Below are 17,314 nucleotides of genomic sequence, written 5' to 3'. Positions count from 1 at the left end.
TATTATGAATCAGAACTTACCTTATATTCTCTGTATTGACGACGATCCACAGGTGTTACGTGCGCTTGTCAGAGATCTCAAAAGTCAATACCGTGATCAATACAGGATCATCAGTACAACCGTTATCAGTGAAGCACTGGAGTCTTTACTGGAATTAAAAAATAAAGGGGAAACAGTCGCCATGTTCATTTCAGATCAGCGTATGCCTGAAATGGAAGGTGTTGATTTCCTGGAAAGAGCGATGGAGTACTATCCGGATGCACGCAGAGTATTGCTGACCGCCTATTCTGATACAGATGCGGCAATAAAAGCGATCAATTCTGTGCAGCTGGACTATTACCTGGTGAAACCATGGAGTCCGCCGGAAGAAAGGCTTTATCCTGTGCTGGATGACCTGCTGGGCAACTGGCAGAGCGTTTATAAACCAGACTTCAGAGGCATCAAGGTGGTAGGCTACCAGTTCTCTCCAAAGTCACACAGTGTAAAAGACTTTCTGGCAGGAAATCTCATCCCCTATCAGTGGCTGGATGTACAGAACTCAGATGAAGCAGCAAGACTGTTATCGCTGAATGATCTTACGATCAAGGACGTGCCACTGGTATTCTTTGAAGATGGCACCTACCTCTCCAATCCTTCTATTATGGAGATTGCCAGCAAAGTAGGTTTAAATCCGCAGGTAAAGCTGGATGTGTATGATGTGGTGATCATCGGCGCGGGCCCTGCAGGGCTGGCGGCAGGCGTTTACGGCGCTTCTGAAGGACTCAAAACACTGCTAATAGAACGACGTGCCCCTGGTGGACAGGCGGGTACAAGTTCCCGTATTGAAAACTATCTTGGGTTCCCCAGTGGGCTGAGTGGCGCGGAACTGACCAGAAGAGCGATTGCGCAGGCGACCCGTCTGGGTACTGAACTGATCACACCACAGTCGGTAAAGGACATTACCCAAAAAGATGGCTATAAAAAGATCCTGCTGGAAGATGGTACGGAAATAAATACCCGTGCAGTCATCATTACAACGGGTGTTGATTACCGTCAGCTTGAGACCAAAGGGGTTCCTGACTTCACCGGCGCAGGTGTGTATTATGGTGCAGCCATGACAGAAGCCGCTGCCTGTACAGGTATGGAGGTGTATATAGTCGGTGGTGGTAACTCTGCAGGACAGGCTGCTATGTATCTTTCCAAATTTGCTAAAAACGTATACATCATTATCCGCCGGGAGGACCTGAACAGTACAATGTCTGCCTACCTGATCGAACAGATTGCCGGCGTACCTAATATTACGATCTGCCCTAAAACGGAGATTGCCGAGGCCAGAGGTCACGACAAATTGGGAGAGCTCGTACTTTGCAATATTGACACGAAAGAACAGAAAGAAGTACGGGCAGATGCACTGTATATCTTTATAGGTGCTAAACCTTACACCGAATGGATAGCACTGGACATCATCAAAGATGAAAAAGGCTTTATAAAAACTGGTGGAGATCTGCATAATTGTGAGGCCTTCAAACGCATCTGGAAACAGGACAGAGATCCTTATCTGCTGGAAACCAGCTGTCCGGGTATCTTTGCAGCAGGAGATGTGCGGGCATCTGCTATGAACAGAGTAGCCGCTGCTGTTGGTGAAGGATCTATGGCGATCAGCTTTGTGCATAAATACCTTGCGGAAGTTAAATAGCTTCTTAGCTATTTATCGGATATTTGCTTCCCTGTTTAATTGACTATGAAGGTTTGCATCGCTGAAAAACCGAGTGTTGCCAGAGACATTGCCGAAGTCATTGGCGCAAAACAACGCAAGGAAGGATATTACGAAGGCAATGGGTACCAGGTAACCTGGACCTTTGGACATTTCTGTACCCTGAAGGAACCCCAGGACTATACAGATCAATGGAAGTTCTGGCGACTGGAGGATCTACCCATGATCCCAAGCAGCTTCGGCATCAAGCTCATTGACAATGCAGGCGTGCAGAAACAGTTTAAGATCATTGAGCAACTCGTTCAGCAATGTGAAGAAGTGATCAACTGCGGGGATGCTGGCCAGGAAGGAGAGCTCATCCAGCGATGGGTGTTACTCAAAGCCCAATGTACCGCACCTGTAAAACGGCTGTGGATATCCTCCCTGACAGAAGAAGCGATCCGTGAAGGATTTCAGCGCCTCAAAGACGCAGACCAATATAACAATCTGTATGCAGCCGGCAGTGCCAGAGCCATCGGTGACTGGCTACTGGGCATGAATGCCACCCGGCTGTTTACCAAGAAATTTGCTATGGGAAAGACTGTACTCTCCATTGGGAGGGTACAGACTCCTACCCTGGCGATGATCGTGGCCAGGCAGAAAGAGATCAATGCATTCGTTTCAGAAGAATACTGGGAGTTAAAAACCCTGTACCGGGAAGTGGAATTTACCGCTACCATCGATCGTATCAAGGTACTGGACAGAGCCGAAAAAGGACTTACTTATCTGAAAGAACATCCTTTTGAAGTCACCTCCTTTGAAAGGAAAGAAGGTAAAGAAGGTAATCCCAAACTATTTGACCTTACGGCCTTACAGGTGGAAGCGAATAAGAAATACGCCTACTCAGCAGACGATACCCTGAAGTACATCCAGAACCTGTATGAAAAGAAACTGGTGACCTACCCCAGGGTAGATACCACCTACCTCTCTGAAGACCTGCATCCGAAAATTGCAGGTATTATGCAGGACCTTACTCCTTATGCCGCACTGACGGCGCCCATACTGGCGAAGCCTATTCCCAAACTGAAGACGGTCTTCGATGATAAAAAGGTGACTGATCACCATGCTATTATTCCTACAGGCGTATACCCATCCAATCTGGGCATGGAAGAAAAGCGCATTTATGATCTGGTAGCAAGACGCTTTATAGCCGCTTTCTATCCGGAGTGTAAAATTGCTAATACGACCGTGTTAGGGAAAGTCGGTCAGGTAGAGTTTAAAGTAACCGGTAAACAAATATTGGAACCGGGTTGGAAGGAAGTATATGCAAATGATGTAGCACCTAAAAAAGAGGGAGAGGAAGAAGAAAAGATCCTGCCGGTATTTGAGGTAGGCGAAAGCGGTCCGCATACACCCAGGATCCACCAGGGGAAAACGACGCCACCTAAAGCCTTTACGGAAGCTACATTGCTGCGTGCAATGGAAACCGCGGGTAAACAGGTAGATGACGACGAGATGCGCGAGCTATTGAAGGATAATGGTATCGGTCGTCCTTCGACCCGCGCCAATATCATTGAAACACTCTTCCGCCGAAAATACATTGAGAAACGTAAGAAGAATATCTTTGCCACACAGACAGGAATGGACCTCATTGATACTATTCAGACTGAACTGCTGAAAAGCCCGGAGCTGACTGGTATATGGGAACGTAAACTGCGCCTCATAGAGAAAGGAGAATATGCCATGGAGACCTTCAAACAGGAGCTGATCCAGATGGTAATAGACCTGACGATTGAAGTTAAAACCGCTAATTACAAGGTGATCATCGTAAAACATGACCAACCTGAAGTGACAGAGAAAGAGAAGGATGAAAAGCCTAAAAAAGAGGCAAAACCCAAAGAAGCAAAGAAAGCTGTCGCTATTGAAGAACAGCAATGTCCGAAATGCAAATCTCATCCTTTAAAGAAAGGGAATACCGCATACGGTTGCGCTAACTTCCATGTATGCGGATTCAAGGTACCATTTGAGGTCTTCGGTAAAAAACTCACTGACAAACAAATGACCGATCTGCTGACAAAAGGAAAGACAGGCAAAATAAAAGGCTGGAAAGTACCTGGTACAACAGGCGATACTGAGGGAAAGCTAATATTGAATGCAGCATTTGAACCGGAGATAGAAAAGGCCTGACCGCCTTTCCACTATAGGAACCTGGTGGCAGCCTGCAATGGCTGTCTTATGTAATTTCAGATTAGATAAGATATACGAAATACACTGCTGTAGTAGACAACTATTGGCTAAATTACATACTCAATTATACCCTATATGACTAAAAGCTTTAAAGCCCGCATCTGGAAGGTGGTGCGATGGGCAACCCTGATTTTCTCTATACTGTTTATTTTTAGATTCATTTACGGTTATGTCGCCACCGACACCAGGTCAACAGGCGATTATAGTGTTGACTTTTTTGAAAGCATCAGCGATCTGAGGAAGAACTACGCTTCTGAAAAAGTACAATACAAAGGCTATCAGCATACCGCAGGTTCAGTTAATCCACCGCCTAGTGCAGCGGCTACTCCCAGCCAGAAATATGAAAAGACAGCTTCTGTTAAATCAAAATCCTCTCATTTTGAAGAAGACGCCAAACAACTAGCAAACCAAACAACATCATTCAAGGCAATCATTCAGTACGAACAGGCACTGGGGCTGAAAGGCAGTAGAGAGCTCCATCTGATGATTGGCGTAAATCCTGAAGCTTTTGACTCTTTCTACCTGGCCATTCAGAAAATAGGCGTGATCAAATCTACCCAGATCACTAAAGTAGATAAGACCAATGAATATCGTCAGCTGAACGCACAAAAAGCATCCCTGCTGAAAACACTTGAATCACTAAATGAACTGAAGTCAAAGCCTGGCCCTATCACTGACCTGGTTTCCCTGCATGATAAAATATTGGAGACAGAAGGAAAGCTGCAGGACCTGGGGGTAGAACTGGGCAATTTTGATACGGAAAATGAATTTTGTACGGTAAGAGTTTCTCTGTACGAGGGTGCCACCGAAAAGAAACAGATCAGTATGATTCACCGAGTAAGAGTAACGCTGGAGTGGACCATACATTACTACACCTATCTGGTGTTCGCGGCAGTAGGTATATTGTGCGGCGCGTTTATTTTCCTTGTGATCATTGACAAACTTAAACTGATCAGTAAGATCGCCAAAAAACTGGAAGAATAACAGATAATATAGGCGTTATTGTTATTGCTGACTATATCCGGCTACCGTTACGTCTAACTATAATTTCAACGGGGACTTATGATAAACTCCCCCCATTGAAATTATGTGCAATCTTTCTAGGACAGCATCGCCATTCTGATGGATCCGTTTATGGAATAGTTTGAAGATTTTCCGTTTTCGATTCACCGACAACCAGCTTATATCCGTAATTTCATACTGTTCACCTTAAAACGAGCATCTATGTCAATAAACGAAGTACAGGATAAGCTGATTGAGGATGTACTACTCCTCGACGATGAAGTAAGCCGCCAGCAATACATAGATAATATTGCCAAATCATTGCCTTTAATGGAAGATAAATACAAGCATGAACACTACCAGGTGCAGGGCTGGATCTCAGATATCTGGATACGTGCTGTATATATCAAGGAAAGGGTATGGTTTACCGCAGCAGGTACAGATAAAGCGAGTAACAGCCTGCTGGCAATGTTTGCAAGGGTATTGTCCGGTAATCATCCAAAGGATATCGCTGATGCGGATATCTATTTCATGAGCGAGATATCAGGACTGTTTCAACCGTTCTTTACGGTACAATGGCCACTGATATTGCGTAAAATGAAATCGCAAGCTGTGGCATACCAGATACAGTTATTGCAACACATGTAGTAAAACACTTTGATAGAGGAAGGCCGCTCAATAATTTGAGCGGCCTTTCTTTTCGAAAACAATATGATAAGATTAAATAACGGGGTTGTTCACAAATTCCCGTTTCTTTCACAAAGGTACGTCTGTTTAGCTTCAGCTGCATCAGGATCAGTTCAGCAAATTCTGCTGTTACCGTTAACTATGCCAACTTCACCCGCCCCATCGCTGGATCGCTAAATCCTGACTTACCATTTTCTACCCGACCCGCATACCTCCTTTCAAAAGTAGTTTGCCCGGCAATACGTACGCTGAAGTCATACCATGCATGGCTTTTCGTCAGGTCAAGCATAATACTGGTTTTACTCCTGCCTGCCAATACCTTTTTCTGTGCAGCCTTTCCATACGAATGGTCAATGATTTCAATTGTAACAGTCTGCATAGTGGGGTTGTTCAATAGCAGGGCGATATTACCTGTAAAAGATTTACCCTTGCGCTCGTAGTCACACAGTACTTCCAGCTGTGGGGCCTTTGCATCACCGGCAAACTCACGGAAGAATCCGTTAGGACCATATACAAGCAGGTGATAGACACCATTTTCAAATGCCTGTAATGGCCACTGATCGGATAGTTTATCTCCTGCTTTAACCGCATATGCCCATGTTCTGACTGTCTCAAAAGACGTGTTATCGGCCGCGAGGTATTTGCCCGGTGCATACACATGATACGGAATGCCGGCGGCCGCCTTGCCTGCCAGCTCATTACCCGCTTTAAAGGAAATTTCAAATGTACCGTTGTGAATGCGTCCATCTGCATACATCTCATAAGGTAAAGCACAGGCGGGACGAATACCCTCCTCCTGTTGAGCCATGTAAGGCGCTGTAGCAGGATTATTATTAATGGCCCTGATATCTTCAGCAGTCAGCTTCCGGAAACCGGAAGGCACCTCTTTAAACTGTGCTTTATGGATACTTTCGATGAAAGTGTCTTTGTCGCCAAAGGCAGGCATCGGAATTTCTTCTCCGTTGTAAGGTCTGAACACCGAAGTCAGGTCACCACAGATCGTCCGGCGCCATTCACTGATATTGTTTTCTACGATGGGTTTACCGCTCTTATGTGACAGGAAACGCTCCAGGAACTGCAGAATGGACGTATGATCAAACACTTCAGAATTAACCATACCACCACGGCTCCACGGAGAAGCAACAATCAGCGGAACACGGTATCCCAGTCCGATAGGACTTTCACGCACATCTTCTTCCTGCATCCCCTTTTTCCGGAGTTCCTGTTCACGGGTGACATATTCTACACTCGTATCTATTCCTTCGGAGACCAGTCCTGTACCCGGACCATACGGCGGTATAAATGGAGGGACGTGGTCAAAATCCCCATCATTCTCATCATATGCCAGCACAAAAATGGTCTTTTTCCATACATCCGGATTTTGTGTCAGGATGTCCATCACTTCAGCCACATACCAGGCACCATACCATGGTGCACCAGGATGATCTGAGAAGTTTTCGGGAGCGACAATCCAGGATACTGTAGGAAGCTGCCCATTCTTCACATCTTCACGGAACTGGTACAATACGTCACCTTTGGGCACCTGCATAGTACGTTCTGTATGACCATCATGATACTGAAGTGTGGTCAGCTGATGGTAGTCCGGATCTTTTTCATTGGTGGTAAAAGCTTTTCTATGGATGTTCTTTTCATGTTCGGACAACAGCTCGAACTTCTCGGGACGCCACCGTTCTTCTCTTTCCTGTAATAGGGCTAATAGCTCTTTCTTTTCTTCCAGTTCCTTTTGTCTGATAGCAGCCTCGTCTCCTGAAAGTGTTTTCAGTCTTTCCTCCAGGGCCGCCACGGCCTTTTTCTGTTTCTCCAGACTTTGCTTCAAATGTTTATGGTGTGTGACAGAGAACTGCGGTCTGTATTGTGCAAAGAACTCGAGCGGGTTATCAGTAAAATTGGCCAGCCAGGCATCTTCCTCGCCTGTAAAGCCCACACCTACGCTCAGCTCATTCTGATATACTTTCCAGCTGATACCATTTTCTTCCAGTCTTTCCGGGAAGGTTGTCCAGCTGGCAGGCACACCATAATCTACTTCGGAGTTACGCACGTTGGGGGCTGCATCCTGAGTCTGCTTCTCCCGGATCGTGCCTGTCCAGAAATACAGTCTATTAGGCGTAGTTCCAGTGAGAGAAGAACAGAAATTCTGATCGCAGACTGTAAAGGCATCAGCCAGCGCATAGTAAAACGGAATATCTTCACGGGTGAAGTATCCCATGGTCAAAGGCAGGTCGGCGTAGTCTTTATTGCCAGATTGTTTCACATCCAGCCATCTGTCATATTTCCCATTATTACGGGCATCTACCTGGTTTTCCCATGAATGAGGCAGAGAACTCATCCAGGTGACCTTTGAATCTTTTATATCAAGTCTGAAAGGTGCATATGTCTCCCCTTTTTTATTGGATTGCAGCCATACCAGATTCTTGTCAGGTAGCGTGATCGCACGGGGATCATTGAATCCGCGCACCCCACGAAGAGTACCGAGACTGTGATCGAATGAACGATTCTCCTGCATAAGCAGTACGACATGCTCTGCATCAAGGAACGTACTACCTGCAGCGGGATTAATAGCTAGTGCACGCTGAATGGAGGCAGGTAATACACTTGCCAGTCCGGTGCCGCCAGACAATAACGCGGCCTTTTTTATAAAATCTCTCCTGGTATCCATAATGATGACAATATACGCAACGTCAGTCAAGGTACTATCATCAGCTAGCAATCTTCAACGTAATTTAATACCCGTTAATGTGAGGCAGCCAGGTTTTGTTATTATCTTTCGTGATAGTTAAACCGATATTTTACATGAATAAGAGACTGTTGCTTTACCCGCTTGTTATAGGCTTTTTCGGCTGCCTGATCTGGTTTATAATTAGTAAGGGTAGTCATCTGACCACAGACGGCACAACACCTGCAAGCGCACAAATCACCGCGGATGCGGCAAGTTCAGCCAAAACAGTAACTGCGAGTTCGCCAGCAGAGAGTGTGTGGACGTCGATGGTGCATAATGTGCAACACCCTCTAGCGTTACTGCTATTACAGGTTATCCTGATATTAGTTACAGCCAGGGTCTTTGGCTGGCTGGCAAATAAAATTGGTCAGCCCTCAGTAGTTGGCGAGATCGTAGCGGGTATCTGTCTCGGACCATCTTTATTTGGAATGGTATTACCGGCAACCAGTACATTTGTTTTTCCCGCAGAAGGCTTTAAAAACCTGCAATTTCTTAGTCAGATAGGTCTTGCCTTCTTCATGTTTGTGGTAGGTATGGAACTAGACACTCATAAGATGAAAAACAAGGCACATGATGCCGTAATGATCAGCCATGCCAGCATCATCTTCCCTTTCTTCCTGGGCGTATGGCTGGCCTATTATATGTATGCACAGTTCGCACCTGCGAATGTGAACTTTCTTTCTTTTGCGCTATTCATGGGTATTGCGATGAGTATTACTGCATTTCCTGTATTAGCGCGCATTGTACAGGAAAGAAAACTGAGTAATACGCCACTGGGTATGCTAGCTATCACTTGTGCTGCAGCTGATGATGTAACAGCATGGTGTATCCTGGCGGTGGTAATTGCTATAGTAAAAGCAGGTACTTTGTGGACAGCAGCACTGACACTCGCACTTGCCATGGTTTTCCTTGTGATCATGCTGTATGGTTTAAAACCATGGCTGGCAAAAAAGATCACACACCTGCAACAACAGCACAAAGAGAAGTCTATTGTGGCAGTAGCGTTTATGACCATGTTATTCTCGGCGTGGGCTGCGGAGGTAATAGGTATACATGCATTATTCGGCGCATTTCTCGCAGGTGTGATCATGCCGGCAGAAGTATCAGTACAAAAACTGCTGACTGATAAACTGGAAGATGTGAGCGTATTGTTATTACTGCCTATCTTCTTTGTATTCACTGGTCTCCGCACACAGATTGGTTTACTCGGCCAGGGACATCTTTGGGCAGTGTTCGGAATGATCATGCTGGTGGCAGTAGGCGGTAAACTGGGAGGTAGCGCTATTACCGCTAAGTTAATGGGGCAGTCCTGGATAGACTCCCTTGGTATAGGGGCGCTGATGAATACAAGAGGACTGATGGAGCTGGTAGTCCTGAACATGGGATATGATCTGGGAATTCTATCTCCAGAGATATTCGCAATGATGGTACTGATGGCATTGGCTACCACATTTATGACAGGTCCACTGCTTGACATCGTAAAAAAGGTAGAAGAAAGCCATTTGCACACAAGTCAGTTAGGTTGATAATATTTTATTCCGAATAGGAAAGGTGGCATATATGGACGTCGGCTTTCTTCTTTTGAGAACGTTTTTCCATAAATGAGACATCAGAACATAATTCAGTTGCCAACGAATAAAAGAAGAGGACGTTCCCTGACTAGGTGGCAATCAGATTAAGTCATTGTCAATAAACCTGGCCCACGAATAAATGTGGGCATAAAGGATAAAACAAAAGGCCTGATCAAATTGATCAGGCCTCTGTTTATTATTTCAGTATGATTATTTCAGCGTTGTTTTCTTCAAAACAGGCTTCTTTGTTACCGGTTTTTTAGCAGTTGTTTTCTTTGCAACTGTTTTCTTTTTAGCGGTAGGTGCCTTTGCCTTACCTTTTGCTGTTGTTTTTTTAGCAACGGTAGCTTTTGAAGTACTAGAGTTCTTTGCCGTAGCGGTAGCCGTAATTTTCTTTGCTCTCGCCTCAGCAGGAGCACCTACTTTCGCAGGAGCAGGGAAACGGGACTTGTCAACAGCAGTTGCTTTGTCATCCAGCATCATCTGTAATGATTCTTTCAGGATGTTCTCTTTCTCTGCCTGAAACTCCTTCATTTTATCTTTAGGAATTCTCAGATCGTAGTTGTTTTCCGGGCTGGCCATCATTCTGGCGAAATCCGGATTGAGATGTTCCAGTTCGGAAGTTTCCATGCTCAGTTTCTTTGCAATAGCTTCCAGGCGGTATTTGCCGGAGATATTGAATTCAACTGTATTGAACATTTCTTCTTCTGTCAGTTCTGTCGCAGTTAATGCTACAGCATTGGTTGTTACAGGAGCACTGACAACTGTATTATTACCATCATTACCTACACCAAAGAAGTTATTAAATCTATCAAGGATGTAACCAGTAGCGATGAATTTGTATACGTGATTACGGGACTCAGCAGGCAGGAAATATTGCATTCCCCAGAAATCGCTGCGACCGCTTGCGTTCATAGCACGTTGTACGCCACCAGGACCGCAGTTATAAGCAGCTACCACGAGTAACCAATCGCCAAACTGATTGTACAGTTCGTTCAGGAACTTAGCGGCTGCCACAGTTGACTTATAGAAGTCCTTCCTTTCGTCCACTTTTTTACCCACACTGAGACCGAAGATACGCGCAGTACCAGACATAAACTGCCAGGCACCGACTGCACCTACACGGGAACGTGCGTTGGTATTAAAGCTTGATTCAATCACCGCGAGATACTTCATTTCTTCGGGAATACCGTGTTCCCTGAAGATTTTCTCTACCATTACGAAGTAAGGTTGTCCCCTGGAGATCATCACCTGCAGGTGTTGGCTATACCTGCTGGCAAAGTTATTGATGTATCCAGCTACGATGTTGTTGTTGATCTGTTCATAGACCTTCGGGCTGCTGATGCTGGACGGAAGACTCTGCGCATTTTTACGCACAGTCTGAGACGTTGCTGAAGGCACGACTATCGTGTCCTTGGGCAAACGCACTTTGTGGTTCAGTACCGTAGTATCCGGTCCCCCATAAGGAGTAACCATCTCTTTAGGTACACTATTGCCACCAATCGCTCTCAATTGCACTGCTCCTAGCGATGGCAACAGCAGTAGTAAAAAGATTTTCCTCATACACATATTTATTTTAAACAGGAGTAACCTGTCGTAACTGCATCGCGTGTTCCGCAATACTTAACAGGTTTGCTTCGCTAAATTGCTTTGTGATGATCTGTACACCATATGGCATCCCATTTGAATGCCGCTGCAAAGGTACGGAAATTGCCGGAACCCCTGCCAGATTAGCCAGTACCGTATAAATATCGGCCAGGTACATAGCTATCGGATCATTTGTTTTTTCTCCGATTTTGAAGGCGGTAGACGGCACTGTTGGCATTATTATGGCGTCGTATTCTGAAAGAATTTCATTCAGCTTATCGACCACCAATCGTCTAACTTGTTGGGCTTTAGCAAAATAGGCATCATAGTAACCTGCACTAAGTACAAAAGTTCCCAGTAATATACGTCGTTTTACTTCTTTTCCAAAACCTTCTGACCGGCTCTTCTTATAAAAGTCTGCCAGTTCGAGGTTCTTTAACGAAGTTCTATGTCCGTATTTAACACCATCAAATCTTGAAAGATTTGATGACGCTTCTGCAGTGGTAAGCACGTAATATGCGGGCACTACATAATCCAGATAAGCGAAATCAGCTGCTGTAACACTGTCACCTGCAGCTTCCAGCTCTTCAAAAAAGCGGAGATAACCTTCCTTCATTTCCTCATCGAGGCCGGGGTGAAACAACGCGTCCTTTAGATACGCTATTTTCCAGGATTTATTGTGTACGATCTGGTATTCAGGTACTGCTTCGCTGGAAGCGGTACTATCATACTCGTCCGGTCCTGCTGTGACTTGCAGCACCGACGCCACATCTGCAATATTCCTGCCAAAAATCCCGATCTGGTCAAAGGAAGAGGCGTAAGCGATCAATCCGTAGCGGGAAATCCTGCCATAGGTTGGTTTCAGTCCCACAATCCCACAGAAATCAGCAGGTTGCCTTACAGACCCACCCGTATCACTACCGAGGCTAACCATACACAGGTCGGCCTGTACAGCGACAGCGGACCCGCCAGATGACCCGCCTGGTACACGGGAATTGTCCAACGCATTCAACACCGGACCGTAAGCGGAGTTCTCATTCGTAGACCCCATAGCGAACTCGTCGCAATTGAGATTACCAATAATAATGGCATCTGCCTCCAGTAGCCTTTCAACAGCGGTGGCAGAATACAGGGAAGTGAATCCCTCCAGTATGCGAGAAGCGGCGCTTACTTTATGTCCTTTATAACAGATAACATCCTTAATGCCTATTACAACGCCCGCTAGCGCTCCCACAGGTTCTCCGTTTTTTATACGGGTATCCAGTGCATGCGCTTTCGAAAGGGCTTCCTCTTCAAAAACTTCCAGATAAGCATTCAGGTGTTTTGTCTGTCCGATACGGTCGAGGTAATACCGTACCATATCCGTACAGGTTGTTCTGCCGGCGTATAATGCTTCTTGAAAAGCCGATATACTGCTGTATTCAGACAAAGCCAAACCAGTTAATTGCTTGAAAAATAATATAAGGTCAAACTTGAAAAACCGCTACTGAATAGGTTCCAGTTGGCATATGGTATATAGCACATTTATACAGTGTTCTACTGCATTCCTTTTCACAGGCACACTACGTCCCTATTCACGTTTGAATCAATTTAGAAAACCGATGTCCTGATAGACAGGAACTAATTAGGCATTCTTGCTGTCAGTCGTAGCTGGCTGATCTTTCATGCCATCTTCGATCTCTTTACGCACGTTGTTCTTCGCGTCGTTGAACTCGCGGATACCTTTACCAAGGCCACGCATCAGTTCTGGAATTTTCTTACCACCAAACAGCAGCAATACAACCAGAGCGATCAAGAGTAATTCTGTCATACCTAATTCCTGAAATAATAAAAACGGTGATTTAAAAGCGGCAATCATTTTCTCAGTTTTAAACGTTAAGCAAACAAAGATAGGTAAATATATTCGGGAATTAGCCTGACGTGGATTGACCTACAAAGTTTTAATACTATTTTAAGAGTTACCCTCGTGGTAAGATCCGGCTTTTCAATAAATGAAAAAAAACGGGAACCAAAAACGGCTCCCGTTATCACTAATTTCCCTGTATTTATACTAAACCCTTTTCTCTTTGATACGGGCAGCTTTACCAGCGCGCTCACGCAGGTAGAACAGTCTTGCCCTTCTAACTTTACCAACCTTATTCAGGACGATTCCATCAATGTGTGGAGACAGCAGAGGGAACACCCTTTCTACACCAACACCATCAGAAATCTTTCTAACTGTAAAAGTTACAGTAGCACCAGTTCCCTGGATTTTCAATACATCACCTTTGAAGGACTGGATTCTTTCCTTGCTACCTTCAACAATTTTATAGTTTACAGTGACGTTATCACCGGCCTTAAACTTCGGGTATGATTTCTTACCTGACAGTTGCTCGTGAACAAAAGAAATAGCGTTCATCTTTCAAATATTTATCGGAGTGCAAAGGTAATTGAGAAATACACAACTTCCAAATAACAACCCGGTTTATTAAATAATAATTTTCCAAACGGTTGAAAATCAACCAAAATTTATAACAAGTCCGGACGACGTTCCTTTGTGCGCTCCAGCGCCTGGTCGTGTCTCCAGATATCAATTTTCTTATGATCACCGCTTAACAGCACATCAGGTACCTTCCAGCCCCTGAACTCCTCCGGACGGGTATATACTGGTGGTGCCAGCAGATTGTCCTGAAATGAGTCCAATAATGCCGAAGTCTCATCATTCAGTACCCCGGGTATCAGTCTGCCGATAGAATCTACCAGCACTGCTGCCGCCAGCTCCCCTCCCGACAATACATAATCCCCGATCGAGATCTCTTTTGTAACGAAATGTGTACGGATGCGCTCGTCTATACCTTTATAGTGACCGCACAGTAGCAGCAGATTGCCTTTCAATGACAGCTGATTAGCAATCTTCTGATTCAGGGTTTCCCCGTCGGGCGTCAGATAGATCACTTCATCATATTGTCTCTGGGCCTGCAGGCTTTCAATAGCATTCACTACGGGCTCCAGCATCATGACCATACCTGCACCTCCGCCAAACTGATAGTCATCTACCTGTTTATGCTTAAGGTTGGAATAATCCCGCAGATTATGGGTATGCACCTCCAGCAATCCCTTGGTCTGTGCCCTTTTCAGTATCGAGTGTGAAAAAGGACTTTCCAGTAATCCTGGCTGTACCGTAATGATATCTATTCTCATACTTAATAATTCAATCAACCTGCAACGCAGGTCACAGTGAATAATAAATGCCTGCTAGTCCATGTAAATGTCCAGCAATCCTTCAGGCAGGTCCAGATGTACGATCTGCTGTTTTTTATCCACTTTCACAAGCGACTGCTCATTTAGCGGCAACAGCATTTCCTTCTCTCTGAAGGTCACCTTGACCAGCACCTGCATTGGCATTTCGATCACTTCTTCGATCACTCCAAGTTCTCCCTGCTGTTTATCTTTTACAAGAAAACCGAGCATAGATAGTGGAGAGGATGAGGATGTCTGTTTCTTGAAATCTTCTTCTAACAGGTAGACCTGGGTCTGTATCAGCTTACGGGCATCTTCCTTTGTATCTATTCCTTCCAGTTTGATAAACACATGTTCATGGTCCTTCACACTGACTTTCTGTACGAAATAAGGAATAAAGCTGTTTTTCCGTTCCTCCAGGAAGATAGCTTCTACCCCCTGCAGGGCGTTCCTTTTTCCCAAACTGTGTTTGAGAATAAATTCACCCTGTAAACCAAATACTGATGCCAGTTTCCCTATGCTGAAGTAATTATTCATAATACGATGGCCTTGCGGCTAAGAAAAAGGGAAATATTTGCGTACAAATATTTCCCTTTCAAATATGATTCAAAAGCTGAATTATGCTTCGCCTCCTTCTGACTGAGCTGGAGTATCTTCAACTCTTCTCACGATTGGAGCAGCAACTCTTGCTTTCTTGTGGCTATCACGACGGGCAGCAACTTTCTGCTCGTGTTCAGCCTGCCATTGTTCGAATTTCTGGAAAGCGGTAGGCTCGTCGAACAGACCCAGTTTCACACCTCTTAACAGGTGTTTCAGATAAAGAACACCTTTGAAAGACAGGATTCTTCTTACTGTATCTGTAGGCTGAGCACCTTTCTGTAACCAACGCAGTGCTTTGTCTGTATCAATGTTGATAGAAGCAGGCACAGTCAGTGGATTGTAAGTACCGATTTTCTGGATGAATTTACCATCTCTTGGCGCGCGAGCATCGGCTACTACTATAAAATAAAAAGGTCTCTTCTTAGCGCCATGACGTTGCAGTCTGATTTTTACTGGCATAAATAATTCGAGTTATTTTTTTGCGAGTTACGAAAAAATATTTAATTGGGGCAGCAAAGGTATTTTTTAAAGCTGATAGTTCAAAATATTTTCTGTTAAATATCTACAGATTGTAGATATTTTTTTAAAACTTATCTCCCTAAAGCTCTTAAACCCTTACCACTAGCTCCAAACTTGTTCATCATCTTCATCATCTGACGCATCTGGTCAAACTGCTTCATGAACTGGTTCACATCCTGAATATCCTTTCCAGCACCTTTTGCAATACGCTTGCGACGGCTACCGTCGATAATATCCGGATTATTACGCTCATATGGCGTCATGGAACCGATCATCGCCTCAATGCCCTTAAATGCATCATCACTGATGTCGATATCTTTAATTGCTTTACCAACTCCAGGGATCATCGCCATCAGATCTTTCAGGTTACCCATCTTTTTGATCTGCTGAAGCTGCTCACGGAAGTCTTCAAAGTCAAACTGGTTCTGACGGATCTTCTTTTCCAGTTTCTTAGCCTGCTCCTCATCGAACTGGGCCTGGGCACGTTCTACCAGGGTGGTGATGTCACCCATCCCCAGGATACGCTGTGCCATACGCTCTGGATAGAATACATCGAGCGTATCCAGCTTTTCACCCATGCTCACGAACTTAATGGGCTTTTCTACCGTGTATTTGATAGTCAGTGCGGCACCACCACGGGTGTCACCATCCAGTTTGGTCAGTACCACACCAGTGAAGTCCAGACGTTCGTTGAACGCTTTCGCTGTGTTCACAGCATCCTGCCCTGTCATGGAATCCACTACGAAGAGGATCTCGTTAGGCTTTACTGCTGCTTTCACGTTGGCAACCTCGGTCATCATCACTTCATCAACAGCTAGACGACCAGCGGTATCTATAATAATGATATTATTACCATTTTGTTTTGCATGCGCCAGCGCATTCTGAGCGATATTCACCGCATCTTTGTTCTCCGGCTCATTATATACTTCTACTCCGATCTGCTCTCCCAATACTTTCAACTGGTCGATCGCTGCCGGACGGTAAATATCTGCTGCTACCAGGAGTGGCTTCTTCCCTTTCTTGGATTTGAGGAAATTCGCCAGTTTACCGGAAAACGTAGTCTTACCGGACCCCTGCAAACCTGCGATCAGGATGACAGAAGGTGTGGACTTGATGTCCAGTTCAGCCTCAGTACCACCCATCAGTTCTACCAGCTCGTCTTTTACGATCTTCACCATCAACTGTCCGGGAGAAATGGCAGTAATTACCTTTTCACCCAGGGCCTTTTCCCTTACGCGATCAGTAAAGTCTTTCGCAATTTTATAGTTTACGTCAGCATCCACCAGCGCACGGCGAATTTCTTTCACCGTAGAGGCCACATTGATTTCACTGATACGGCCTTCGCCTTTCAGTTGTTTAAACGCCGAGTCGAGCCGCTCTGATAATGATTCGAACATCTGTGATCTTGTTTAATTTTTAGCTACTAGCTGTTCGCTGCTGATCCCGGTCAAAGGATTTTACAGCGGCAAGGGC

14 protein-coding genes are annotated in these 17,314 nt (G+C 45.0%); 5 read left to right on the top strand and 9 right to left on the bottom strand.

Going from position 1 to position 17,314, the window contains the following annotated elements:
• Positions 1-4: 4 nt before the first annotated feature.
• The 4 genes from GWR21_RS22195 to GWR21_RS22180 all read left to right on the top strand — a co-directional run bounded on the left by GWR21_RS22195 (position 5) and on the right by GWR21_RS22180 (position 5,569).
• Positions 5-1,675: an FAD-dependent oxidoreductase gene (locus tag GWR21_RS22195; RefSeq protein ID WP_162333866.1), complete on the top strand. Its 1,671-nt coding sequence runs from the start codon at positions 5-7 to the stop codon at positions 1,673-1,675.
• Positions 1,676-1,720: 45 nt separating this feature from the next.
• On the top strand, positions 1,721-3,859 hold the full coding sequence (locus tag GWR21_RS22190; RefSeq protein WP_162333865.1) for a type IA DNA topoisomerase: 2,139 nt from the start codon (positions 1,721-1,723) through the stop codon (positions 3,857-3,859).
• A 135-nt stretch (positions 3,860-3,994) separates the two neighbouring features.
• Entirely contained in the window at positions 3,995-4,903 is a 909-nt protein-coding gene (locus tag GWR21_RS22185; protein ID WP_162333864.1) for a DUF4349 domain-containing protein, read from the top strand.
• 240 nt (positions 4,904-5,143) lie between these two features.
• The gene (locus tag GWR21_RS22180; protein ID WP_162333863.1) at positions 5,144-5,569 is read left to right on the top strand and encodes a SufE family protein; all 426 of its coding nucleotides are present in this window, start codon (positions 5,144-5,146) and stop codon (positions 5,567-5,569) included.
• A 178-nt stretch (positions 5,570-5,747) separates the two neighbouring features.
• Here GWR21_RS22180 and GWR21_RS22175 read toward each other — a convergent pair whose 3' ends face one another.
• Complete coding sequence (locus tag GWR21_RS22175) at positions 5,748-8,285, bottom strand: phosphocholine-specific phospholipase C (RefSeq protein WP_162333862.1); 2,538 nt, start codon at positions 8,283-8,285, stop codon at positions 5,748-5,750.
• 134 nt (positions 8,286-8,419) lie between these two features.
• On the opposite strand from GWR21_RS22175, the gene GWR21_RS22170 reads away from it, so the two are divergent.
• Positions 8,420-9,871, top strand: a complete 1,452-nt coding sequence (locus tag GWR21_RS22170) for a cation:proton antiporter (RefSeq protein ID WP_162333861.1) — start codon at positions 8,420-8,422, stop codon at positions 9,869-9,871.
• 255 nt (positions 9,872-10,126) lie between these two features.
• Here GWR21_RS22170 and GWR21_RS22165 read toward each other — a convergent pair whose 3' ends face one another.
• The 8 genes from GWR21_RS22165 to ffh all read right to left on the bottom strand — a co-directional run bounded on the left by GWR21_RS22165 (position 10,127) and on the right by ffh (position 17,238).
• Positions 10,127-11,479 carry a lytic transglycosylase domain-containing protein gene (locus GWR21_RS22165; RefSeq protein WP_162333860.1) on the bottom strand — a complete coding sequence of 451 codons (1,353 nt, stop codon included), beginning with the start codon at positions 11,477-11,479 and terminating at the stop codon, positions 10,127-10,129.
• Positions 11,480-11,492: 13 nt separating this feature from the next.
• Positions 11,493-12,932, bottom strand: coding sequence for an Asp-tRNA(Asn)/Glu-tRNA(Gln) amidotransferase subunit GatA (gene gatA, locus GWR21_RS22160; RefSeq protein ID WP_162333859.1), 1,440 nt, complete (start codon positions 12,930-12,932; stop codon positions 11,493-11,495).
• Positions 12,933-13,127: 195 nt separating this feature from the next.
• The gene (locus GWR21_RS22155) at positions 13,128-13,313 is read right to left on the bottom strand and encodes a Sec-independent protein translocase subunit TatA/TatB (protein WP_238429953.1); all 186 of its coding nucleotides are present in this window, start codon (positions 13,311-13,313) and stop codon (positions 13,128-13,130) included.
• Between the two features lie 240 nt (positions 13,314-13,553).
• A complete protein-coding gene (gene rplS, locus GWR21_RS22150; protein WP_162333857.1) occupies positions 13,554-13,901 on the bottom strand; it encodes a 50S ribosomal protein L19 in 348 nt (115 codons plus the stop codon).
• Between the two features lie 110 nt (positions 13,902-14,011).
• Positions 14,012-14,683 (bottom strand): tRNA (guanosine(37)-N1)-methyltransferase TrmD, encoded by a 672-nt coding sequence (gene trmD / locus GWR21_RS22145; protein WP_162333856.1) that lies wholly within the window; start codon positions 14,681-14,683, stop codon positions 14,012-14,014.
• A gap of 54 nt (positions 14,684-14,737) precedes the next feature.
• Positions 14,738-15,259: a ribosome maturation factor RimM gene (gene rimM, locus GWR21_RS22140; protein WP_162333855.1), complete on the bottom strand. Its 522-nt coding sequence runs from the start codon at positions 15,257-15,259 to the stop codon at positions 14,738-14,740.
• An 81-nt stretch (positions 15,260-15,340) separates the two neighbouring features.
• A complete protein-coding gene (gene rpsP / locus GWR21_RS31955; RefSeq protein ID WP_162333854.1) occupies positions 15,341-15,781 on the bottom strand; it encodes a 30S ribosomal protein S16 in 441 nt (146 codons plus the stop codon).
• A 131-nt stretch (positions 15,782-15,912) separates the two neighbouring features.
• Complete coding sequence (gene ffh, locus GWR21_RS22130) at positions 15,913-17,238, bottom strand: signal recognition particle protein (RefSeq protein ID WP_162333853.1); 1,326 nt, start codon at positions 17,236-17,238, stop codon at positions 15,913-15,915.
• Positions 17,239-17,314 lie beyond the last annotated feature (76 nt).

The organism is Chitinophaga agri, from assembly GCF_010093065.1.
In the GTDB taxonomy this organism is placed as follows: Bacteria; Bacteroidota; Bacteroidia; order Chitinophagales; family Chitinophagaceae; genus Chitinophaga; species Chitinophaga agri.
The sequence above is the reverse complement of the archived record's forward strand: the minus strand, read 5'-3'. Positions and strand labels throughout refer to the sequence as shown.